This is a genomic window from Bifidobacterium sp. KRGSERBCFTRI (assembly GCF_025908335.1).
In genome coordinates this window covers 945744-969259 of the sequence record NZ_CP109653.1, presented here as the reverse complement: position 1 = coordinate 969259, position 23516 = coordinate 945744, and the positions used below count along the sequence as shown (strand labels likewise).

The following is a 23516-nucleotide window of genomic DNA, read 5'->3' as shown; positions in this document are numbered from 1 at the left end:
TTTCGTACATAACGCCGAGAGAAGACTGCGCATCGCATCCCGTGCAGACGACGTACCGTGGAATCAGAAAACGCGCACATGCGCGGGAAACGAGGTAGACATGGCAGAAGACAAGACCAGTGATGAGCTGACCGAACGCGACATCGAGGATCTCAACGATCCAGACGACAATCCGGATGTGGCTGATGCGGATGCAACGGAACATAATCTGCGGCGTGCGGTGATCATCTGCTTCATCGTGACGAGCGTGATGTGCCTGTGCATCAATATCGTGGTGCTTCTGATGCTGCAGCGCAAGGGCAAACTCGACAAGGCGGCCGCCAATCTCGACGAGTTCAAGGAGAACATGCAGCATCTGGCCAGCGACAAGAGCCGCCAGATCGCCCGGAACAAGGACGTGCGCAAGGCAATGGACACGATTTCGCAGCATATTCGCGAGATTCCAAGCGAGGCGCAGAGCGCGGTGACCCGCGTACGCGATTCCCTCGCAAAGTAGGCCGGTTCAACACGGCGGTTTCCGTCGGGGCCTGCCCATATGGGCAAGCCCCTTCCCATATGTATTCGCACTGGCCCGACGGACTCGATATGCCCTGCGCACAATGATGGCGCATGGATTCGCGGATTACCCGAGTATGGCCTGCATCGCCTGGTCTGCGCTGAGGAACTGCACGCCATGCATGCCCGATTCGCTCGCCGCCTTCGCGTTCTCATATTTGTCGTCGAAGAACATGGCATGTGCCGGATCGATGCCGAAGCGTTCCATCGCGATCTCGTAGATGCGCGCGTCCGGTTTCGCGCAACGCACCTCTGACGACACGACCGTGTCGAGGAGCAGACGCAGCGCCGGGAATTCTCTGTGTGCAAGCGTGACGAACGGCGTGCTGAAATTGGTCAGGCCCCAGAGTCTATATCCACGTTCATGCAGCGTGCGGAGCAGTTCCGGCATGCCGTCGACCATGCCGGCGAACGCGCGCGTGTAATTCGCGAAATAGAGTTGCATTGCGTGGTTGAGCGCGACATCGTGCGGGTGATGTCGCGCGAAATCGCGCAGCACCTGCTCCTCGCTCCAGCCGAGATCGCTCATCAGATCGTAGTGCCAGAATCCGTAAGGATCTGCATGATCGAGCAGACGCCGCATGGTGGACGTGTCGACCTTGCCCTCCATGGTGAGCTCCGGCCGCCAATCGAGCAGCACTCCGCAGTAGTCGAATACGACGTCGGTGATCGGCATGTCTTCTCCCGTCCGCCTGCAGCAGGCATTCACATACCAGATTCCTCCACTGCACCGCCGGCCGCTCCACTCGCCGCGCGCACCGAATCGTCGAGCAATATTCCAATTCCTGCATGACCACTTCCCTTCTCTCGATATCTCGATCCTGCCGGAAGTGGGCTTGCCGCTCGCCCACGCACGGTTACGGTGCAGTAAACAAACAAAGTGGTCAGATTAATGGCCCGGTACCTGTTGCACGAGCATGGAACACGGGATAACATGGCGGCGGTAACCGCCACAGGCAGCTTGATCAAAACACGTCCCGCATCGACGGAGGGCGGCGGTTCGGAGCGTGGTAGATTAATGTACCGAAGGATCGGGTCTGCCATACCGCAATCCGTTCACGCACGCCCCATCCTCAACCACAGACCGCTCACGCAGACGAAGGGGATCCATGGTCACTCGCAAAGACATCGCCGAGCAGGCCGGCGTCTCGCAAAGCACTGTCTCCCGTCTGCTCAACGGTGACCCCACCCTCAAGGTGAAGGCGGACACACGCCGCAGAATCATGCGCACGGCTGCGGAACTTGGCTACCGGGCGTTCACGAGCCGTTCGATAGCCGTGCTCAACGTGCCGCCACAATTCGACGAATTGCAGGACGCCTATTTCCAGTCGCTGCAAACCGAGTTGCGCAAGGTCGCAGCCGAGCAGGGCACGACGCTCACTTTCTTCGACTCGATAGACAGTCTCATCGCACACGCCGACGACCACGACGGCTTCGTCGCCACCGGACCCACCTCTTTCCAGCGCACCGATCTGGCCCACCTGCGCGACGCACTCCGCTACGGCGTGTTCATTGACACGAATCCGGCGCCGGACTGGTTCGATTCGGTACGCCCCGACCTGAGCCAAACGATGCTCGATGCCCTCGATACACTTCTCGTCGACGGTTACACGTGCATCGGCTACATCGGTGGCGTCGGCTCGATCATGGGCCTGCACAACCACACCGAAGACATTCGCTCGCTCGCATTCAGCGACTGGAGCAAGCGCCTGGGCCTGCCGAACGAGCAGTATATCTACGCCGACGGCCCGTTCACCGTGAGCAACGGACGCGCACTCGCCGCTCGTCTCCTCACCGACCACCCCGACGATCTTCCCAACGCGCTCGTGATCGGCTCCGACCCTATGGCCGTCGGCGTGCTGCAAGCCTTCGCAGAGGCCGGCGTGCGCGTGCCCACGGACATCGCCGTCGTGAGCGTCGACAATCTGCCGATCGCGCAGTACACCGCACCGCCGCTGAGTTCCTACGCCATCGACCTGCATGAACTCGTCTATGCGGCGCTCACCACACTCACCGACGCCATCGCGCGCGACAGGCACGTGCGCCGGCATGTTCTGCTGAGCACCGAGCTTGTTCGCCGCGAAAGTCTGCCAAGCAAATCATGACTCATACGTGCGCGTGCGCACTGGTTGGTCATATTCACAGACTCCTCCGCATGACGAACCCGTGCACACAGACACGGGTTCGTCATGTTCGGAATGCATGAGTCAGAGCATGCTGATTGTCACGGCCAGCTTGAGCGGTTCGTCTGCCGGCAGCAGATACCGATCGTGAACAGGAGCGCCCCACGAGTCGTCGCCGCCCACGCCCATCTGCCCTGCGAGCAGGCGCAGGAACATATGACGTGGTTGCGCCAACTCGTTCTGGTGTGTGGCATTTTCGATCTCCAACGAACTGTGCGGCAGCAGGCTGAGCGCGAGCGAGTCGTCGGCCTCCACGAGCAGCCCATGGCAATCGGCGTCAAACACATAGGCCCAACGCACATCCTCGTGATTGCCGGTTTCCTGCGGCACCAGATACGGCGCCATGTCCGCCTGCGCCGTGGTGTTCCAGATGCCGAGCTTGGCGCGCTTGCGGTCACGGTAGGTCTCGGCAGGCCCCCGACCATAGAATTCCAGATTCTCATACTGTTTCGGCAGCATCCACTCCAATCCGAAAGCCGGCAGGCTCGGCGCACCCGCACACCCCGTATACTCAAGTTCGATATGCATGCGCAACTGCGAATCGATACGATAACGAATCGGCACCTGCGTCTGCGCGCCGTCTGCCAACTCATACCAGTACTCGCCGCACAGATCTCCGGTGAGCTCGTCGCGGTACACCTGGCCCACGCCGGTGACGACGCGCGCATACCGCCCGGCACCGAACCACTGCACGCGGTCGAAACCGGAGCTCATGCCACGGTCGTTGTCGGTGAGCGGGCGGAACGTGAGCAGTTTCGGCACACGAATCACATATTCACGCTCACCGTCGCGCAACGAGATGACTCCGCCATGCGTGCGCGACAGCAGGATCTCACGCTGCCCAACACGCACTCCGGCGTTCCATCGCCCGAGAGTGACGATCTGCAGATTGTCGTCATCGAACGCATCATTCATCTTCGACCCGCTGCGGCCACTCGCATGGGGACGCACCACGGCCTGTCCCCATGCGATCTCATACCCCGCTTCCGCCCAGGCGGTGTCATGCGCCAACTGCTGACTCACCTCATACACCACCTCATGCATGACGCCACCGTCGGGCAGACTGTGCACGTCAGGGAAGCCGATGTCGAAGCTTCGGGCGCTTCCGGCCGCCACCTCGAACTCATAGCTCTTCGACCATGCCTCACGTCCGTCCAGAAGCATCCGCGCCACAAACACGGTGCCCGAGGTGCCTTGGAACGCATTCGTATTGGTCACGCGCACACCGCGCCCATCCGGTTCGAGACGCACGCCGGCATATTGTGCCTTCACCTCTTGCGCCTTCGCCGACACGGTCCGGTCGGCGAACACAATGCCATCGCCGCTGAACTCGTAATCACTCGGCCTGTCGCCGAAATCGCCGCCATAGGCCAGGCGTTCCGTGCCGTCGTCGAGCCGCTGCCATAGTGCCTGATCCATGAAGTCCCAGATGAAGCCGCCTTGGTATTGCGGGTAGCGCTCCAAGGCGACGTATTCACCCAGTCCTCCCACCGAATTGCCCATCGCATGCATGAATTCGCAGGAGATGTACGGTTTCGCCGGATCACTTTCCAGGTATTCGCGAATCTCATCGGGCTTCGCATACATACGCGATTCGAAATCGCTGATGTCGTCGTATTCACGGTTCCAGGTCACGCCCTCGTAGTGCACCGGCCGGGTGGGGTCGAGCTCTCGGCAGCGATTCCCCATCGCGCGGATCACATCGCCCGCGTACGATTCGTTGCCGAGCGACCACGCGACCACGCACGCATGGTTTCGGTCTCGGCGCACCATGCTCTCCACACGGTCCACGCAAGCCGGCTGCCAACGCACGTCGTCCCCCGGTATCGAGACGCCATCGGCCGTGTCACCGGGCAGATTCCAGCTGCCATGCGTCTCCAGATTGGCCTCGTCGATCACATAGAGTCCGTATTCGTCGCACAGCTCCATCCACCGCGTCTGATTCGGGTAATGCGAGGTGCGCACGGCATTGATGTTGTGCCGCTTCATGAACCGCACATCCCACAGCATGTCCTCCTCGGTGACGCTGCGTCCGCGCCGCGCGTCGAATTCGTGCCGGTTGACGCCATGGAACACAATGCGTTCGCCATTGAGCACAAGCACGCCATCGCGAATCTCCACATGGCGGAATCCGATGCGCGTGCGCGCGGTTTCCAGCACACGACCGTTCGCATCGCGCACCACAGCCTCGAGAACGTACAGATTCGGCTGCTCCGCGCTCCACGGCAGCACCTGTTCGCATGTCGTGGCGTAGCGGATCTTCGGAGCAGATTCCACCGTCGCGCTCCACAGCAGGGCCGCGCCGTCTGCGTGCTCTTCCCATGTGCTGAGCCGCAGCTCCACATTGGCCGCACACCACGCCCCGTCGAGATCGAGTTCGACGGCGAGCTCACCGCACTGCGCATCCACATTCCAATCCGCATGCGCAAGCATGTCGCGAACATGGGCGTGAGGTCGCACCTCCAGCTCCACGTCGCGGAACAATCCGTGGAAACGCCAGCAATCCTGGTCTTCCAGCCAACTCGCACTCGAATATTGGAAGCACGCCACGGCAAGCAGATTCTCCCCCGCATGCAGCGCCTCGGTCACATCGAACTCGCTGGGGGTGTAGGAATCCTCTGCGTACCCCACGAACACGCCGTTGAGCCACACGTAGATCGCCGTCGCCGCACCGTGGAAGGTCAGACTCACGCGCTCCCCGCGGGACAGCGCCTCGCCCACGCGATCATCGGCAGTGAACGCACGCCGGTACAGTGCGACCAGATTGTCTGTGGGAACGGAGGGTGCCTGCGGATTTTCATGGCCATCCCACGGATATTGGATGTTCACATATTGCGGACGCATGAGCCCCTGCATCTCCAGACACCCCGGCACCTGCACACGGGTGAAGTCGCCATCGGCGAAGCTGCGCGATGCGAATTCCGGCGGAAGGTGGGCGTGCTGCCAATGCTCATCCAAGCCCTCCGTGGGGAGCCGATCCAAGTGCGAGGGCACCACCTTCACCGCCCATTCGCCGTCGAGGTGCTGCTTCAACGCGCCGGACTGATCGTCGGCGCAATTGTGGTCGGTATGCCCCGGCAGCCGGTTGACCGCGAACACACGGGGATCGGTCAGCCACGCCGCCGTCGGCTCTTCGGATCGCAGAGCTCCATCAGTGGACGGCACATCATTGCGCGGGGGCTCGGTCGCCTTCTCCTCTGCGACTTCCTGCAAGGTCTCCTCGTTCATCGTTGCTCCTGACTCGCATTTGACCGCGGCACCAACGCTGGTACCGTCGGCTCTGTACTTCGGTGTACTACGCAATAGTAAACTATTTACCAATATCACGCAACAAGAATTCAGCACATTGCGCAATCTCTTCATAGACAGACATTCACACAGAAAGAGCATATATCCATGAAACATATATCCTGAGCCGATTTTCAAATACTGCAGCAATCGATAATTAGACAGATCGACACCAACACACGGTAAACAAATTTAGTAAATCATGTATAGTATATGAACTGTAATCGCCAATGAAGGAGGTTAGGTCACATGACCACCAACAAATTCCAAGCGGGTGCCGGGCAGACAGCGTCGTCTGCCGCATCCTCCGACATGCTCCGTTCGACCACCCCGAAGACCGCACGACACGGTTTAATCCGCCAGCGCGCGGCCTTCGCCTTCGGCAATCTTGGTCAGGCGGCGTTCTACAACGCCATGAGCACGTTCTTCATGACCTACGTGACCACGGCGTTGTTCGCGCGCACCGACAAGGCCGTGGCCGCGCGCATGATAGCCCTGATCACCGGACTGGTCGTTGCCATCCGCATCGCGGAGATCTTCCTCGACCCGATCTTGGGCAATATCGTCGACAACACGCGCACCAAGTGGGGCCGTTTCCGCGTCTGGCAGTTCATCGGAGGCATTGTGCCCTCCGTGCTGCTCGTGGTGGTGTTCACCGGCCTGTTTGGACTCGTCAACGTGAACACCACCTGGTTCATCACGCTGTTCATTGTCACGTTCATTCTGCTCGACGTGTTCTACTCGGCGCGCGACATCTCCTATTGGGGCATGATTCCGGCACTCTCCAGCGATTCGCATGAACGCAGCGTCTACACTTCACTCGGCACGCTCACCGGTTCGCTTGGCTATAACGGCATCACCGTCGTCGTCATTCCCATCGTCAGCTACTTCACCTTCAAATTCACCGGCGAGCAGGGCGAAGGCCAACCGGGGTGGACTGCATTTGCCATCATCGTCGCACTGCTGGGGCTCATCACCGCGTGGACCGTCGCATTCGGTACACGTGAGAGCTCGAGCGAGCTACGCAAACAGGACTCCCATTGCGGCCCACTTGACGCGTTCAAGGCCATCGCCCACAACGACCAACTGCTGTGGACCGCATTGAGCTACCTGCTGTATGCCATTGCGAACGTGGCGACCACCGGCGTGCTGTTCTACCAGTTCACCTATGTGCTCGGCATGCCGCAGCGTTTCGCCATCGCGGGCGTGATTCCCGTGATCACCGGCCTGGTCACCACGCCGCTGTATCCGTTGCTCAACCGTGTGATCCCACGTCGATGGTTGTTCGCCGGAGGCATGGGGCTCATGATTCTCGGGTATGCATTGTTCATTGCGGCCCCGCGCAATCTATCGGTCGTGCTCGTCGCGCTCATTCTGTTCTATCTGCCTGCGCAAACGATTCAGATGACCGCGATTCTCACGATGACCGATTCGATCGAATACGGACAGCTCAAAACCGGGCAGCGCAACGAGGCGGTGACGCTGAGCGTGCGACCGATGCTCGACAAGATCGCAGGCGCCTTCTCGAACGGCATCGTCGGCTTCGTCGCAGTGGCTGCTGGCATGGTGGGATCGGCTTCCGCCGCGGATATGACGAGTGCGAACATCCATACGTTCACCACTTGGGCGTACATTGTGCCGTCCGCCGGCATTGTGCTCAGCCTGATCGTGTTCCTGCTCACGGTGCGCATCGACGAGAAGCGCCATGCGCAGATTGTTCGCGAGCTCGAGACGCAGCTTGCTGACTCTGCGAACACGGAACGGTGACATGACCGCGTCTTGACAAATTTGCACAACGACGTGCAAAACCAGTGCGCGCACCTTTCTTCTCCTAGGGTGTGCGTACCCCCCTCTATCCACTTCCGAAACAACTTATCCCAATAGCGGAAAACACGAGGTAGCACACAGACACGGCGCCAATGAATCTGCTGGGCAATAGAACAAGAACGGCATCCTGGCGGGCCATCGCATACGACACACGCATTCAGTCCGTCGTATAACAATCGCCCATGCATTCGAAGCGGCATACACTGTGTGTCATGGCAATGATTCAACTCAAACGCGCATATGCACCGGCCGAGCCGGATGACGGATACCGCATTCTCGTCGATCGCCTATGGCCACGTGGCATGTCGAAGGCGAAGGAACATCTGGATCTGTGGATGAAGCAGATCGCCCCGAGCACCGACTTACGCAAGGCATGGAACCACAATCCCAACACGATTCTGGAATTCGCCGAAAGCTACCGGCGTGAACTCGACGCCAATCCCGCAGTGGAGCAGCTCGAACAGATCCTTGCCGACCATCCGGTGGTCACTTTCGTGTATGGCGCGCGTGACCCGCTCGTGAACCATGCACGCATTCTACGCGACTACGTCGAGGAGCGCCAGAAGGTTCAATGAACCGCCCGCTCCTCCGATCCGATATGATGGAATGAGTTCCGCACACTCCACAAACAGGGGACTTCCAGTATGACGGAGCACACTGATGCGAATCGTGGCACCAGTCGCCTGCTTATGACCATCGGGTGGATCATCCTCGGCATCGGCATGTTGATCGCCATCGTGCTGCGATGCACCGACCAATATGGATTCATCACGGGATTCATGCTCATGTTCGTGTTCCCGGTGCTGGCGCTCGCGGCAACCGCGACCGCCACGGCAGGTTCGGTGCATGGGTACTGGCTCGGACTCGCCGCAGCGGCCGTCGAAATCGCCATACTCGCTTCAGCGACGCGTGGTATCGACGTATTCGCACTGTATGGCGGCATCACTTTGGTGTGCGCAGCGATTGGCTATGGCATTGGTCGGCTCTTGCACCGTCACTTCCATCGCTCCGGCCTGCGCTGATCAAGCGCATGAATTCAGCAATCGGAATGCGTTCCTGCTCGATGCGCGGCACGGCAAGTTCGCCCGTGCACAGGTCACGGTACAGCGCATACTCCTCCGGACTGAGATGCAGCCCATGCTTCGGTTCGCCGCAGCGAATCTCATGGCTCGCCGCATCCCTCGTCGTGCCGAAACGCTCGTATTCGGCATAGGTCATGCGATCCATCAATACGCTCTCACAAGCGACCCCCGAAGCCCGCAGCCCACTGAGAATCTCGAATCCCGCAGCATCGATGTCGCCCCAATACACAACGCGCACCCCATCACCGGCAAGCCAGGGCAACAGTTCGGGTACCCGGTTCACGGCGAATCCGGAGCCGAACACACATACGGCTCCGTCAATGGGGCCCATGGCTTGGTAGGTGTCTTTGTTCTCCACAATGACGGCCAGCGAGACGGGGCGTTCGGGAACGCACTGCACCGAGGTCGCCACACGGTCAGGTTCGGCGGCGAACCGTTGGTCCATGTACCGGTACCGCACCTCGCCCGGGCGTTCCCGCAGCGGCAGCCGATCCACACCGAGCACTGTACAGATCGCCGCCCGCCTGCGGGATCGTGAACCTGCCAGCCATTTCGCCGAAAACCCGGGCAAGGGGATCTCACGAGCGGTGAGCCCCGGCACTTCGGCCCAATGCCGGCCGAACCACTGCGCGGCTTCGACGAACAACCCGAAATCGACGTCGGATTCGTTGTTCAACCTGCGTACCACGTCCATGGCGAGCGCATGGTCGACATGGCATCGTTGCTCGAGCTGCGCCGCTCTGGCCAACACTCGTTCGCGAGGGCGTCGCAGCGTAGGCCCCGCAATGGCGAGCGCCGTGGCCTCGTCAGGCACATGGATATGCGCGACAAGCGACACGGCCGTGCCCATTTTGCGCGAGATGAAGTCGGTTTGGCAGCCGAATCGTGCCGCGAACTCCTTCAACGCATTATTCGCCGCATGCACGCCGGCCACATCGGCGACGAGCTGCGTCTCCTTGGGCCACGGAATGTGAATCGTGCGCGGCCATGGACTCTCGGCGGCGAACAACTCGCGCTGTACAATGCGCGCCACATCGCCGCGCACATCCGCCGGAGTCTTGAGCGTCGCCGTATCCGTCACTCGGACCGCTCCCCCATCGAGGACTCATCGCCATCAGCGTCCCCCAGCAGATCTCCCTGCATCAGCGTCGTCCTGCCGCTGGCCTGGTCCTTGCGCGCCACAATGACCTTCGAAGCCGAACCCATGATCTCGCCGGTCTTCGATTCCGGTGCCGAAACGATCACTTGGAAGCCGAGTCCCGGCAGCACGCTCAATGCACGGCGCGTGTACTGGCCGTCGGCTTTGATGAGCGCCTCGTCGAGGAAGACGGTGGCATACGAGGGTTCGGTTGCGTTGTCGGTGGCGAGCAGATACATGAGCGCCGCGCCGTAGGCGAACGACGTGAGCTCCTGCAAATAGCCGCCCGAGCCGCCGCCGGTGGAGTTGATCGATTCCACCACGCCATCCGGGTTCGTCACCGACCCGAAGAACCGTGAGCGTTTGCGTGGGTCGAGGTTCGCGTTGCCACGTCCGTTGCCCGCATATTCGTCGAAGCTGCCGCGCAGCATCTCGATGAGTCCCGCAAGGCCGGCGAACAGCTTTCGGCACCTCTCCACGTCATGCTCGTCGTTTGCCTTGAACGCATTGATGCGGCCGATTTGCCCGGTGAGTGCCGTGGTGAACTTCGCATCGGGCCTGTGCACCTGCACGACGATCGACAGCCTACCGCCTCGCGCCCCGAACGGGTACCGTTCAAGCAGATGGTTGATTTTGCCGATCTGTTCGGTGATCCTCTGCTGGTCAAGTTTGAGCATCGTCTGCAACTGCACGAGGTCCTGGAGCATCTTGTCGAGCGAGTTCATGTACTCCACGTTCGTCGCCTCGTCGCCGATCACCCCTGGTTTGAGCTCCTCCAGGTCTTTCCTGAAGTACCGCTCGTTCTCCACCTCGGCGCTCACTCGTTCGTCGCCTGACGCATACTGGTCGAGGTACGAGCGCATGCTCGCCTCGCATGACCGTTTCCGGTTGTCGCGCTGTGTAGCCAGTTCCTTCACCTGCCTGCCCACGGTTTGGGCGAGTGTGCCGAGCAGTTCGCGTACGTGTTTGGCGCAGGCCTCGTTCTCGCGTACATGGCCGCCCAGTGAGGTGCAGGATTGCCCGTCCAAACCGAGTATTCTGCCCATTCGTTCGTTCGCCGATTGTGTGCTCTCGCCGAAGTATGCCAGATATCCCCGTTCAAGCAGCCGACCGCATGCCTCGTTCAAAGGCCGGCGTTCCACGGATTGCGTGCGCCGGTCATACGCTTCCAGCCACTGCCGGGTCGACCTCACCGCCGCATTCGCCCGCTTGAGTTTGTCTTCCGCGGCATAGCATGCACTGTTCGCCTTGGCCATTTCCTGCTGCTGGACTTTCAGCGTGGCATTGAGCTGTGCCAGTTCGGGGTTCTGCTCGAGTTCGTCGACGCGTTGTTGGAGGCTGGCGATTTCCTCCTCCACACCATATGCGTCTATGTCGTTCCATGCATGGTCCTGCAGCGTCTGGGCCAGACTATGGCGTTGCTCAAGCGCGTTGAGTTGCACGTCGTACTGTTCGAGATCGCGAGTTGCGGCATCCCGCGTCTTGCGCGCCTCGGCAATGTCTGCCTCCAGATCGCGCAGATAGGCATCGGTGACGAATCCGATGACGGCAGGCATGTTCTTGGTGCCGTGACTGCCCTTCCGACCTTCCTTGATCTGCCCGTCGCGCTGCACCTGGCGCGTCGTCTCATTGGTGTCGTCGATCGCCTCCACGCACCATGCGTCGTACCGCGCCTCGGTCACCCGGGCACGAAGCCAATCGGCGAACGGAGATTCCACGTTGAACGTGAGCTTGCTCGACAGCCACCCTTCACGCTCCTCAGCCTCCACATGGACGCTCGTGTCGACGAACCGCCAGTTGCGTCGTGGGAGCGCCTCCTGGGGAATCTGCGAGACTTTCGCTGCGAAGCCGTTCTCATGGCAACTGTCGACCAGAATCACCGTTGCGAGCGACCGGTATGCCACGTTCATGGCGGTGCGCCACTCCTCGTTCTCCTCGCCCACGTCCATGAGCTCCGCCGCATAAGGCAGCTCCTGCGGGCTCAGGCCGGTGGCGCGCGCAATCATATTGCGGGCCTCGTCCATATCGCTGGAGATGCGCGTCTTCGACTGGCGTTTGCGTTCCAAGTCCTTCTCGAGTGCCTTGGTTCGCTGTTCGGCTTTCTTCTGGGCGTCGATCAATGGGTACTGCAACCCGTGCAATTCGGTTTTACGCTGCTGGTATTCCGATTCGAATTGCGTGTATTCGGCCACCAATGCATCCCACTGCCCGCGACTTTCCGGCAATGCTTCGCCAGAGGCACTGAATCGGGAGGCCAACAGCTCCCTGCGTCCCAACACTTCGCGTTGGCGCCGTTGTGCATCGCGAATGCGGTCTTCCAGACGGCTTATCTCGTCGCCTCCCATACCCTGAAGCTGCCTATTGAGCGAGTCGGCCTGTTCCCGCATCTGCTCCGCCCGCTCTTTGGCGGCCTGTGCACTGGCACTGCAGTCCGTGGCATGCTGCTCATATTCGGGCAGGACTTCGGTGATGTCGGCATGAATGCGATCGTCAAGCCATTGGGTGCGAATCCGTGCGCTATCGCCCTGCTCGGGGGCGATGGTGGAAAGCTCGCGCACACCGCGTTCGGCGGACTCATACTCGGCGAACTCGGAGGCAATCGCCTCCAGCTGCCGCACTCGCTTGCGCGTACGCTCCATACTCGAGAAATTCTCGGCGAACTGTTCGTAATCATCGATGGCGAGCTTGCCGAACTCAACGGCGCGCGGCTCATTGAGCACACCTTTGCGGAAGATGTCATCGAGCTGGGAGGGCGCGTCGGAGGCCTGCATGCGGTGAAGCAGACGGCACGCGGACTCAGTGAGGCCGAATCGTTTCCAGATGTCTTCGTGGAACTGCTTCGCGTAGTTATACACGGTGACACCTGGGTACACCTGCTTGATAAGCGGTACCGAGAAGCGCTCCTCGCGATGTGCATCCATGAGCCGCGGGTCGATTGCATAGCCGGAGACCACGTAGAGCTTCACCATGCTCTCCGGCGCGCCGTCCGCAGGCAGATACATGAACTTGGCAATCCATAACGCGCCGCTGTTGGCGGTGTCGACATAGTGGTCGACGATCGCACCCCATACCGCGTACGGCTCCCCGTTCCCGCTGCGCCCGCGCAGGTAGACCGGTTCGTCGTGCCCGTTGTTGTTGCGGATTCCCCTCAGCCCCAACAGGTATGAGTAGTCGCTGCGATCGGAGCGTCCGGCGTTCGAGGCCTTGTTGAATGCGGCATTCGCCGGGTAGAGCAACGAGACCTGCGCATCGACGAGTGTGGATTTTCCCGATTCGCTCTGGCCGGTGAGCAACGTCACCGTATCGTTTCCGGCGGTGGAAGGCTCGAATACATGGTAGCCGTCGTAGGAACCCCAATTCACCAATTGCCGCGAGGCAAGCGCCCAATGCGGCGGCATGAGTTCAATCGAGGCATAGATGTCGGAAGTCTCGCTCAAAACAGCGCCTCCATATCGTCATCTTCGGGGTGTTCGTCTTGGCCGGTATGCCCGGAGCCGTCGGAATCGTCACCTGTTCCATCCGGTTCGGGCTGTGCGGTCGATGCGTCGTCCGCGCCGAGCCATGCGGCGATGCGCTCCGGATTGAGCACCACGGGCACGAGTTTGGTGATCACATACATGCCTTCGTCATCTTCGACAGGCGCCAGGAAGCCGTTGTTCTTCGCACTGCCGATCAGGCGGTCCACCTGCGCCTGCACCGCCTCCTCCGAATTGCGGCCGGCAAGCGGGCCCGCGCCGGTGGACATCGTGTTGACGATCTCCTCCTTCGAAATGAGCCAATCGGCGGCCGCGGCGCCCACATTCTCGTAGTCGAGCACCTTGCGCCGCAGCGCGGCCAGCATCACCGCCTCACGGGCACTCAGGCTGGCACGGGTCTTGAGCGATCGTATGCCGTATTCATCGGCGGTGATCGGCTCCGCATACATCACCTCATAGTAGGTGTCGATGACCGGCACGAGCATGTCGTTGTTGAGCGAACGCCGCACGTGTTCCATATAGTCGAGTGCCTGGTGGTACATGTCGCCGCTGATCGACCTGTTGCGTTTCAGCGCAATCGCAGCCTCACGGGCGGGTGCGGGCATGTCGCCGATGTCACCATCGAACAGTGCGTGCACATTGGCCAGATCGGCCATGCCGGCCTCGTCGGCCACACCTTCCTCATACTCGGCACTGAGCACCTTCGAGACCATGCCCAGATTGGCATCGCCGGCAATTCCCTGCCCGGTGCTGTCGTCCATCGCCATATCAGTCCTCCACCATGGTATCGTCGAGAAAATCCTTCAGCACCTGCCCGGGCACGAACAGCGCGCAGGTGCGCCATACGCGAGTCCGACCGTCGGTGGTCACGCAATGCCATAGACTCTCGCGGGGCACGGGAATCTGGCCGCCATCGCTATTGCCAGCGGCACCGGCAGGCGACGCGGAACCCAGATAACTCAGGAAGCCCACGATTTCGCTCTCACGGCGTTCGTCGGCGGGAAGTTCGTTGAAACTGGCTGCGATGTCGACAACGGAATCGGCGAGCGCATCGCCGGCATCGTCGATGAGCACCGGGTGCGCGGCCACCAATTCGATCATATGGTGGATGCGTGGGCCGCCGGCCGCAACGATGCCATTGAGATCGACCTGTGCGATGCCGTCGTCCGCCTGCATCTGCAGTTCGGGAGCCGCGGTTTTCACGGGTGTTTCACGCGCACGGGTCGGCAATGTGAGCAACGAGGTGGTCGCCGTGCCAATGTCGTAGCGGCCTTTCGCATGCACCGACTCACCCAACTGGGTGAACAGCTTCGCGAGCTGACGAGACATCGTGCGGAACTGCATGTCGGTCTGCTGCCTCACCAGAAGCTTCACGCTTTCGTCGGTCACACGAATCTGGTGACGCACATCGTCTATGCCGTCGTAGATGTCTTCGAACTCCCGATTGACCACGCTCATGAGGTCGTCGGCCTCGCCATGCAGCCATTCGCTGTTCGAGATGTCTTGCAGCGCCTCATTGAGCTCCTCGCGGCTCTGCGGGGCATACATTACCTGGAATGCATCGTTGAAGCGGCGTCCCTCGTCGCTGAGCCGGTACGTGCGCTCGTATTCCTCGTGGTAGAACGTGAGCATGTCATTGCTGCTCATCGAACCGTCGTCGATGCGCCGTCGCAACGCATCGCCATTGTCACGCTCGGTGATCACCAACTCACGCAAATCGACAGGCACACCGCGCAGCGTGTTGTACACGACGTTGATGATGTCAGACACCTGCTCGCGAGTGGGCCGCTGCCCAATGCCATGCGCCTTGAGATTGTCGATCTGGTGTCGCCGCTCCTCTATCTCGCGTTCGAGCAGCTCAATGCGCTCCTCCACATTCACGGTGAGCTGTTTGCGCGCGCTCTCGATCTCCATGATGATCGAATTCACCTGCGCACCGGACAGCGACACCGTGCGTTGCTGAAGCGTTGCCAATGCCTCGATGGCTCTATGGGCACGCTGGGTCAGGCGGCACATGAGCCTGTGCTGGCGGCGGTCGATCGAATCGGCCACCCACGCGTAGTCGCCGGCATCCTCGGCTTTGAGCTCCTTGAGTATGCGCCGGGCGGCCATCATGTCGTCCTCGCCCTCACGCGGAGTGTAGGTGCCATCGGCGGCGAGCTCGCCGATCGCCTCGCGCATACGCGCCAGCAGTCGCTCCTGCGGGACTTCTGCAGTGAGCGGGTCGAAGCAGGCGCGCAGCATGGCGATGTAGATGTCGGAATACTTATGCAGCAGCATGCGCAGCACGCCGGTCTCATACACCGGCCTCAACTGCGCCAGCTCGCTCCGCACATCCGCCATGCCGCCGCTCCTTCCCGTCCTTGTATTCTACCGAATCCACCGAATGCCGCAATCAGAACAGATCACCGCATTCATCTGCGGCTCACCCTTGTGCAGATCCTTGCGGGCTGGCCTTATCTCTCCACGCCGGTGTCTTCGGCGAGCTCGATCCCGACCTCGGGAACCTTCCCGATCGCCTTCTCCTCGTCCCGCACAGCCCGCGCCTGCTTGAATTTCTCCTGCATCGTCGGATTCTTGTATGTCAAGCGGCGCACCGTCACCTCCTGCACCTTCTTGTTCGCGATCCTCAGGTTGTCTTCGGAACCGAGCAATGCCTTCTTCGTCTTCTGCAGGTGGTCGATCGACTTGTCGATCTCGTCGATCACGGTCTGGAACTTCTTCGAGGCGAGCTCGTAATTGCGTTCGAATCCGCTTTTGAATTCGTTGAGCTTGTCTTCGAAGTTCGTGATGTCGATGTTCTGGGCGCGCATTTCGGCCAGTTCGCGCCTGTATTCCAAGGTGCCGCGTGCCGCGTTGCGCAACAGCGTGATCATCTGGATGAAGTATTGGGGGCGAATCACGTACATCTTCGGGTAGCGGTACGAGACGTCGACGATCCCCTGGTTGTACAGGTCGCTGTCCTCTTCGAGCATCGACACGAGCACCGCATATTCGCAGCCCTTCTCGCGCCTGTCTTTGTCGAGCTCCTTGAAGAAGTCCTCGTTCCTGTGCTTCGTGGCGGTCGTCTCGTTCTCGTTCTTCATCTCGAACATGATCGAGATGAACTCGGTGCGACCCTCGTCATCCTCCGGTCCGTCGTAATCACGGAAGATGAAATCGCCCTTGCTGCCGGTTCGCGCATCGTTGTCCTTTTCGAAGTATGCGTTCGGGAACGAACCCATGCGCACTTTGTTGAATTCGTCCTGACAGTGCCGTTCCAGCGATTCGCCCACCATCTTCGTGGAGAGCCGCGTTTTGAAATCGCGCAGACGCTCGATCTCGTCTTCCCGGTCACGCAGCTGCACCTCGTATTGCTCCCGCACCGACTTGAGCTCGAGTTCCTGCTGCATCTTCGCCGTGCTGAGTTCACCACGCAGCCGGTCGCACTCACGTTCGACCTTGCCCACCTGCTCGGCGATCTCGAGCTGCTTCGAGGTCTGCACATTGTCGAGTTGCGACTGCAGCTGTTGGATCCGCACGTCCTTCTCGGCCGCCGCTTTCGCCTTCTCGGCCTCCAAATTCGCCTTGGCCAGCTCCCGCTCCGATTCGGCATCCGATTTCAGCCGTTCCACCTCGTGGCGGAGCTCGTCGCGTTCCTTCTCCACATCGCCCACCGCTTCGGACACCGCGAGTTTCTGACGGTCTTCGAATGCCGCCAGCTGTGCTTTGAGTTCACTAATCTCGGCGTCCTTGCTCGCCTTCGCCTGCTGCAGCTCGCTGTTCGCCTTCTGCCGTGCGAGCTCAACCGCCTTCGCCTTGTCGTCTTCGGCCAGCTTCAGGCGTGATTCGAGTTCGCGGTCGAATTCCTGCCCCCGCACCTGCTGCACGATGTCGGCGTAGCCCGCCTCGTCGATGGTGAACGATTCCCCGCAATGCGGGCACTTGATCTCATGGCTTGCCATGGCTCCCTTTCCGTGCATCGATATGTATTCCATGATATTCCACGAACATGCGCCCGCCATATATTGCGCATATGCATGCGCATGCGACGATTCACCGCAGCACGGCGCGTATGCGCCTGGTCGCGCAAGCCGTTCGTCGCGTATTCGCGGTGCCCCTTACGCGACCCATACGTCTGGCAGATCGGGTCGTCGTAATTGCAATAGCTCTGTGTACGCGAGGCATATCGGTCGAGCTCGTGCGGGCCGCGGGCTCCCATCACGCCGTTCGTGCCTTTGGTGAAATCGCCGACGTCATACGATGTCTCGCTGTTGAAGCGTGGGTCGCCGAACAATTCCGCTACGATGACATTCTCCGAGGCCCGGTCACTAAGCGTATACCCGTTGTCTTCGTTCGGCCGCACATCGGGCGCGCTCAGCGCGTCCCCCACCACCATCGCTCCCTGCGAGTACCCGAGCAGCACGGTGTGCTGCGCCGGGCACTGCTCGGCCTGCCCATTGAGGGTGCTCATGAGCAGATTCACGCCGTCCGCCTGCGTTCCGGGCTCCACGCTTGCCGCATACTCCAGTGGTGTCACTTGAATGTGACCCGGGGACGCACTTGCGATCTGCTGCGCGAGCGGCCCCAGCATGCCGCCGTTGAGTTGCTCGTTCGTACCACGCACGGTGATCACGCGCACCGGCTTGTTCGCGTCGCATCCGGAGTCGCCCCACGCCCCGGACCGCCCGGGCTCTCATGGCCCGGACCGTTGAAGAGAATGCCGGCGAACACCGAACGCGTGGTCTGCGGATCCGAGTTGCCGTCCAGTTGGCGAATCTGTTCGATCAGATCGGCGGAAAGCAACGAGTCCGTGCCGCGCGTGCGTTCCTGAGCAGTCTGCGAGGGTGTGGGCGAGGGAGCGACCTGCGATCTGCCTTCCGCAGCGCGCTCGTCATGCCTCGCACCGCACGCCCCCAGCGCCACGCACAACGTCAACGCACCCACGGCAGCCAACAGTGATCTGCACCGTGTTCCGATCGTTCGAGACACCATACCCACTCCATATTGAGATTGCCAGCATATTCGAGTCGTATCGAACATACTGGCAATTCGAGGTGTCACTGTCAAGCGACGGCTGTGGAATGCCATAGCGAACGCCAGCATTCGCAATCATCTGGGGAGGAGCTCATGCCAGACCGATCACCGAAGTGAGCAGTCTTTGCACACTGTCGATCCTACGAGCCCGTTTCGCGCTGATCCGGGGCAGCACGGCAAGCACGGCACGCGTCTTGTTCGCGCGCATGCGGCAGAAATCTGCGAGCATGCTCTCATTCAGCGTCCCCTGCTGGCGTGCCGTGCGCAACGACTTCGTCTCCGCCGGGCGGAACAGATTGCTCTGTGAAAGCGCTTCGTATGCGAGATCGACTCCCAGTGCGCGAATGTACTCGGCTTCGAGATCGACGTGTGAGACAAACACAAGCTTGGATTCAAGTTCGCCGGCCCGTACATGGTACTGGTGTGCGAGATCGCCCTGGGCATCCTCGTCAACGAGTTGCGTGAGCGGCACGCGGAAGCCGTGTTCGCCGAACACACGCTGCCATGCGGGCATCTCACGGCAACCGCCTGCTTCGAGCAGCACGACGCCGTGGGCATCGAGATTACGCCCGGTCACATTGGCGCAATGTTCGACGAGCGCGCGATCCGTCACGCCTTCCACCACGATCACATGCTCGGCGGTGAGCGGTTCGAGCCGGTCGCGCACCCACATATGCAGAAGCAGCTTGTCGTCTTCGCTCAGGAAATCGCGACGGGGTTGGACCACGCCGCCGTTCGCGCGCACGACGACGATCTGGTCGGGCTCGAATTCGCCTATGATGTCGGGCGAGTGCGTGGCGAGGATCTTCTGGCTCGCCCCCTCCTTGAGCAATCGCGCCAGATTTCGCTGGCTCGTCGGATGCAGATGCGTTTCGGGCTCATCGACACCGACGATATGCACGTGCTCGTCGAGCAGATCATACAAGGCAACGGTGTAGATCGACCGCAAGCCTCCCGATTGCTCCCATAGGCCACGCTGCTTGCCGTGCATGCGCAATTGCAGGTGCACGTCGCTGAACGGATTGCGGTTGAGTTTGGAACCCGGCACGAACATGAGATTGTTCGGATTGCAACGCATCGGGAGCGCCGACGTGAGCGCGTCGGCGATGCGTTTGCGCAATGCGAGAAGGGCCGGCGAGGAGTGCAACAGGCGCGCGTACTGGTCTGCGACCGCCTCGAAAACGGCTTCCTCCTGCTCAAGTTGCACGGTTTCGAGCAGTTCGTCGACAATCTCATGCTGGGTCTCACGGTTCGACGGGAAGGAATCGGAAAGGTACACCCAGCCGATTCGCGCCAGATCGGCCGCGGTCACGACGTGTCCATCGTCTCCCATTGTGCGCGAGATGTGCACGGTCTCGCCATCGGCATCAAGCGCGGCCTCGAAGCGCATGCAAGTGTGCATGCCGTCGTTCTCCAGCTCGACGGCAATGGTGAACGGCAGTTGCGGCTCGCGAATATCCGCCGCAGTGACCGTGGCATACAGGTCGGCGGTCGACTTGCCCAACACAAGATCGAGGCACCGCAGAATGGAGGATTTGCCGGATTCATTCGTACCCACCAGCACGAGATGCCGGCGGACGTCGATTCGGAAATCGGTGACGCGGCTGTGGTTCGCAATGCTCAGCGAGGTCAGTCTCATGGGCCACCGATTCCTTGAAATCATGTCATTGCGCCGCAGCGGGTGCATGCGGTGCATGCGCGGCCACGAACCGCAGGAATTCAGGGGTCTTCGACCAGTAGGTGACGCCCCAGCCGTCGAAGCTGCGTTCGCGTGTGTAGGCGGTGCATTCGAAGTCTATATAGTACACCAGCCCGTTTTCCACCACGAAATTCGTCGGGAAGTAATCGATGTTCAGACGGTGGGATTGCAGGCGCTTGGCCATCTCGCGCACCTGGTCCACGTAGGAGTCGTCCATCTGGTCGGTGAGCACCAGATTGTAGACCGTGGGGCCGTCGATGTATTCCTTGAGAATGCGCTCCTTGGCGATGTCGATGTCAAGCATCGCCGGCAACCGTATGCCGAGCTCGCACAGTCGGCGGTAATCGCGGATCTCCGCCTGCACTTTGTCGTTGGGCTGAAGGAATGGCATGGGTTCATGGTGCATTTGTTTGAGCACGTATTCGGTTTTCGAATGCGATTGAGAACGAACGAGGAAGGAGTAGCCTCCCTTCCCTTTCCCAAGCAGCCGTAGCACCTCAAAGGGCTCGCCATTCACGCTCAGCGTCTTATTTGGTTGCATTGTTCCAGCATAACATGCACATTGTGAATTCTATGATGCCCCGCAATCATCCACCGCGTGACCACATGGCGCCCTCAGTTCTTCCTAGCCACCCGTCGTCGACCTATTCCCCGTTGTGCGCGCCGAACGGGATGTGCACCGAGGGTATGGAGAGCGTGTACCGGTCGAGATTGCCCATCTGGTCGTCGAAGAAGATGTCGGGCTGCATGCGGTTGAGGAAGGGCGCCTTGTTCAGGCCTCCGAGGAAGAACGCGTCGTCGACCGTCAACCCCCAGTCCTCCAACGTGTTCACGGCTCGTTTCTGCGCCTTTCCGCTCCGCGCTGTCACGAGCGCGACGCGCAGGTTCGGGGTCTGGGCCGCCGGATTGGCCTCCCTGTATTCACGTGCCGCATTCTGCAGTATGTTGATGCCCTCAAGCAACCGTTTGAGCGGCCCCTCCTCGATCGGCCTGTTCGCCAGGTCAGCCTCATGCTCGTTGTATTTCTCAAGCGCATTGGCTGGGTCGCTCACCTGGGCCTCACGGAACACGCGCTCCGCCGAGTCGCCCGCGAGCACGCCATCGAAGTCGAAGGCTACACGCAGCTCCTCGCCCGACTCGTGCACATGCGTCGCCTCCGCCGCGGTCCCATCGCCACGGTTTCCGGAATCACTGAGCGGCAGCACGCAGCCGGCTGGGAATCCCTCGGCCACGGCCTCCCGCACATCCGCATCATCAGCCGAGAGGAACAGCGCCATGTCGAACGCCTTCATATACTCGAAGGGCGAGATGCCGCTGCGGAACACCGAACGAGTGATGTCGAGCCCATAATGCTCGATGCTGTTCATCACACGCAACCCGGTGCGCGGACTGTTGCGCGACAGCACCACCACCTCCACACCCTGGTCATCGCCGTCGAAGACCGAATTGAACTCAAGCAATTTCGAAATGAAGGGGAACGCGACACCAGGACGGAACGGTTCGTCCAAATGCTCGTTCTGATATCGTTCGTAGGCTTCAACACCCTCCTCGCGGAAGATCTGGTCGCTCTCACCCAGGTCGAACAATGCGCTCGACGCGACGCCTATTACCAATGCCTTGTTATCGAGCGTCTGCCCCATATCGCCTCCCGTTCGTCCGATTCAATCATTGTAATGCACCGCCGGGCGGCCGCACCGGCATTCCCCGCCGCGACGCGTACTGGACTCAGCACAGCCCGAATTTGGCTATCATATGATAGTCGCTCATCCACTCATAAGGAGACCCCATGCAAGCCGATTCCGCAATGATGACCCTGCTCACATGGTGCCCATTGCTCGTTGGCGTCACATTCTTCGCGCTCACCATGGCATTCAACCGCCGTTCGTTGTGGTCCGGGTTCTCCGCCTTCGTCATGCTGCTTGGCATCGGGGCCACCTCGATCGTATTGCTCATGACGGCATCTCAGTATGTCACCGGTTCCCTGCTCGGCACCTTGGCGCTCATCGCCATCTCCCTCGTCGCCGTGGCATTGCTGCTGTTTCCGTTCGCCCTTGGCATCTTCCTCATCGCCGAAGGCATTCGACTCCTGCGACGCGAGGGCCTCTCCCCCGCCAATTGCCTGTCGCTGGCGCTGGGCGTGCTTATTTGCTCCGACCTGTTGGTATTTCCGGCCATCGTCGCGAGCGTGCACAACGACGCCGTCAACTGGGTGTTCGGCGTGCTTTCCGCATGCACGTTCTACTTCTCCGCCCAGCTCGCCATCTACTGCCTCTCCTCCGCGCTCAATCTCATCCATTTCGGCAAAGCGAGGAACATCGCACAGATTCTCGTGCTCGGCTCCGGGCTCTTCGGCGAGACGGTGCCCCCTCTGCTGCAAAAACGCATCGCCAAGGGAATCGAAATCCAACGGCAGGATCCGCACGCGCGGCTCATCCTCTCCGGTGGCCAGGGCGCAGGCGAAGACGTTCCCGAAGGCGTGGCAATGAAGGCATGGGCGCTCGCTCACGGCGCAGATCCGGCAAACACCGTCTGCGAGGAGCGCTCACGCAACACCCGCGAGAATCTGCTGTTCTCACGGAATCTGTTCGCCGATCCAAACGGGAAGACGGCCATTGTCTCCACCGGCTACCATGTGTTCCGCGCACTGTTGCTGTCGAAGCAACTGCATATGAACGCCGTCGGCTATGGTTCGAAGACTCCTTGGTATTTCTCGCTGAACGCGTTGCTGCGCGAGTTCATCGCCTATGTTTCGATGACGCGCAAATGGCAGATTGTCATACTGGTCGTCCTGCTCACGCCGTTCTGGGTCAGCGGCGTCGCCGGACTCGTGCAGGCGATCCAGCATCTCGCGTAACACATCTCGACAACTACTCTGGCGTAAATAGAGACACAACCAGGCACCCAGACATCCCCTGTTACACAGAATAATCCCCCTTGCGTAAAAAGAGACCGAACCCCGCTTTTATACGTCCCCTTTTACACGGAATAATCGCCCCTGCTCTTCTCTTACGTAAAAAGGGACGAAATAGCTGCTTCAGATGTCCCTTTTTACGCAGAACCAAGGTGTACAAGGTATACAGGAATACCGCAACCCAAACAGATGACCAGACATTCAACACTTTGGCAGTGTAAGTGTCGAATTCGAAGTTAAGTGACAAAAGTGTGTTCGGGCTGTGGCGGTGATCTGGTGTTTTTCTTCGGCGTGTTGTTACTGGGTTGGTACCGGATAATGAAAAAGCCTTGGAATCGTTG

General features: G+C 60.5%; 18 protein-coding genes. 6 read left to right on the top strand and 12 right to left on the bottom strand.

Features of this window, described 5'->3' with window-relative positions; genetic code table 11:
• Positions 1-100 precede the first annotated feature (100 nt).
• Positions 101-496 (top strand): hypothetical protein, encoded by a 396-nt coding sequence (locus OGI63_RS04060; RefSeq protein WP_004268771.1) that lies wholly within the window; start codon positions 101-103, stop codon positions 494-496.
• Positions 497-622: 126 nt separating this feature from the next.
• On the opposite strand, the gene OGI63_RS04055 is transcribed toward OGI63_RS04060, so the two are convergent.
• On the bottom strand, positions 623-1231 hold the full coding sequence (locus OGI63_RS04055) for an HAD family hydrolase (protein WP_004268770.1): 609 nt from the start codon (positions 1229-1231) through the stop codon (positions 623-625).
• Positions 1232-1664: 433 nt separating this feature from the next.
• Between OGI63_RS04055 and OGI63_RS04050 the strand changes: the two genes are divergently transcribed.
• Positions 1665-2660 (top strand): LacI family DNA-binding transcriptional regulator, encoded by a 996-nt coding sequence (locus OGI63_RS04050; RefSeq protein ID WP_004268769.1) that lies wholly within the window; start codon positions 1665-1667, stop codon positions 2658-2660.
• 102 nt (positions 2661-2762) lie between these two features.
• Here OGI63_RS04050 and OGI63_RS04045 read toward each other — a convergent pair whose 3' ends face one another.
• On the bottom strand, positions 2763-5966 hold the full coding sequence (locus OGI63_RS04045) for a glycoside hydrolase family 2 TIM barrel-domain containing protein (protein ID WP_004268767.1): 3204 nt from the start codon (positions 5964-5966) through the stop codon (positions 2763-2765).
• Between the two features lie 309 nt (positions 5967-6275).
• Between OGI63_RS04045 and OGI63_RS04040 the strand changes: the two genes are divergently transcribed.
• The 3 genes from OGI63_RS04040 (at position 6276) to OGI63_RS04030 (ending at position 8875) form a co-directional block, all read left to right on the top strand.
• Complete coding sequence (locus OGI63_RS04040) at positions 6276-7793, top strand: glycoside-pentoside-hexuronide (GPH):cation symporter (RefSeq protein ID WP_004268765.1); 1518 nt, start codon at positions 6276-6278, stop codon at positions 7791-7793.
• 242 nt (positions 7794-8035) lie between these two features.
• A complete protein-coding gene (locus OGI63_RS04035; protein WP_004268763.1) occupies positions 8036-8428 on the top strand; it encodes a DUF488 domain-containing protein in 393 nt (130 codons plus the stop codon).
• Positions 8429-8497: 69 nt separating this feature from the next.
• The gene (locus OGI63_RS04030; RefSeq protein ID WP_012619726.1) at positions 8498-8875 is read left to right on the top strand and encodes a hypothetical protein; all 378 of its coding nucleotides are present in this window, start codon (positions 8498-8500) and stop codon (positions 8873-8875) included.
• Here the strand turns inward: OGI63_RS04030 and OGI63_RS04025 are convergent.
• The 10 genes from OGI63_RS04025 to OGI63_RS03980 form a co-directional block, all read right to left on the bottom strand.
• Positions 8796-10016, bottom strand: a complete 1221-nt coding sequence (locus OGI63_RS04025; RefSeq protein WP_004268762.1) for a DUF3322 and DUF2220 domain-containing protein — start codon at positions 10014-10016, stop codon at positions 8796-8798. The two genes, OGI63_RS04030 and OGI63_RS04025, sit on opposite strands and share 80 nt — an antisense overlap.
• Positions 10013-13510 carry an ATP-binding protein gene (locus OGI63_RS04020; protein ID WP_004268761.1) on the bottom strand — a complete coding sequence of 1166 codons (3498 nt, stop codon included), beginning with the start codon at positions 13508-13510 and terminating at the stop codon, positions 10013-10015. The genes OGI63_RS04025 and OGI63_RS04020 overlap by 4 nt, the downstream gene beginning before the upstream one ends.
• Positions 13507-14316 carry a DUF4194 domain-containing protein gene (locus tag OGI63_RS04015; protein ID WP_004268760.1) on the bottom strand — a complete coding sequence of 270 codons (810 nt, stop codon included), beginning with the start codon at positions 14314-14316 and terminating at the stop codon, positions 13507-13509. The genes OGI63_RS04020 and OGI63_RS04015 overlap by 4 nt, the downstream gene beginning before the upstream one ends.
• 1 nt (position 14317) lies before the next feature.
• Positions 14318-15892: a DUF3375 domain-containing protein gene (locus tag OGI63_RS04010; RefSeq protein ID WP_004268756.1), complete on the bottom strand. Its 1575-nt coding sequence runs from the start codon at positions 15890-15892 to the stop codon at positions 14318-14320.
• A 113-nt stretch (positions 15893-16005) separates the two neighbouring features.
• Positions 16006-17445: a DUF2130 domain-containing protein gene (locus OGI63_RS04005; RefSeq protein ID WP_280114336.1), complete on the bottom strand. Its 1440-nt coding sequence runs from the start codon at positions 17443-17445 to the stop codon at positions 16006-16008.
• Positions 17367-18170 carry a cutinase family protein gene (locus tag OGI63_RS04000; RefSeq protein WP_004268742.1) on the bottom strand — a complete coding sequence of 268 codons (804 nt, stop codon included), beginning with the start codon at positions 18168-18170 and terminating at the stop codon, positions 17367-17369. Before OGI63_RS04000 ends, OGI63_RS04005 begins: the two co-directional genes overlap by 79 nt.
• On the bottom strand, positions 18161-18523 hold the full coding sequence (locus OGI63_RS03995; RefSeq protein ID WP_004268740.1) for a hypothetical protein: 363 nt from the start codon (positions 18521-18523) through the stop codon (positions 18161-18163). Before OGI63_RS03995 ends, OGI63_RS04000 begins: the two co-directional genes overlap by 10 nt.
• A gap of 133 nt (positions 18524-18656) precedes the next feature.
• On the bottom strand, positions 18657-20204 hold the full coding sequence (locus tag OGI63_RS03990) for an ATP-dependent nuclease (protein WP_004268738.1): 1548 nt from the start codon (positions 20202-20204) through the stop codon (positions 18657-18659).
• Between the two features lie 25 nt (positions 20205-20229).
• Positions 20230-20655, bottom strand: coding sequence for a protein kinase (locus OGI63_RS03985; protein WP_012754367.1), 426 nt, complete (start codon positions 20653-20655; stop codon positions 20230-20232).
• A 253-nt stretch (positions 20656-20908) separates the two neighbouring features.
• Positions 20909-21904: a 5'-nucleotidase gene (locus tag OGI63_RS03980; protein WP_004268732.1), complete on the bottom strand. Its 996-nt coding sequence runs from the start codon at positions 21902-21904 to the stop codon at positions 20909-20911.
• A 146-nt stretch (positions 21905-22050) separates the two neighbouring features.
• On the opposite strand from OGI63_RS03980, the gene OGI63_RS03975 reads away from it, so the two are divergent.
• Positions 22051-23118, top strand: coding sequence for a YdcF family protein (locus OGI63_RS03975; protein ID WP_004268730.1), 1068 nt, complete (start codon positions 22051-22053; stop codon positions 23116-23118).
• Positions 23119-23516 lie beyond the last annotated feature (398 nt).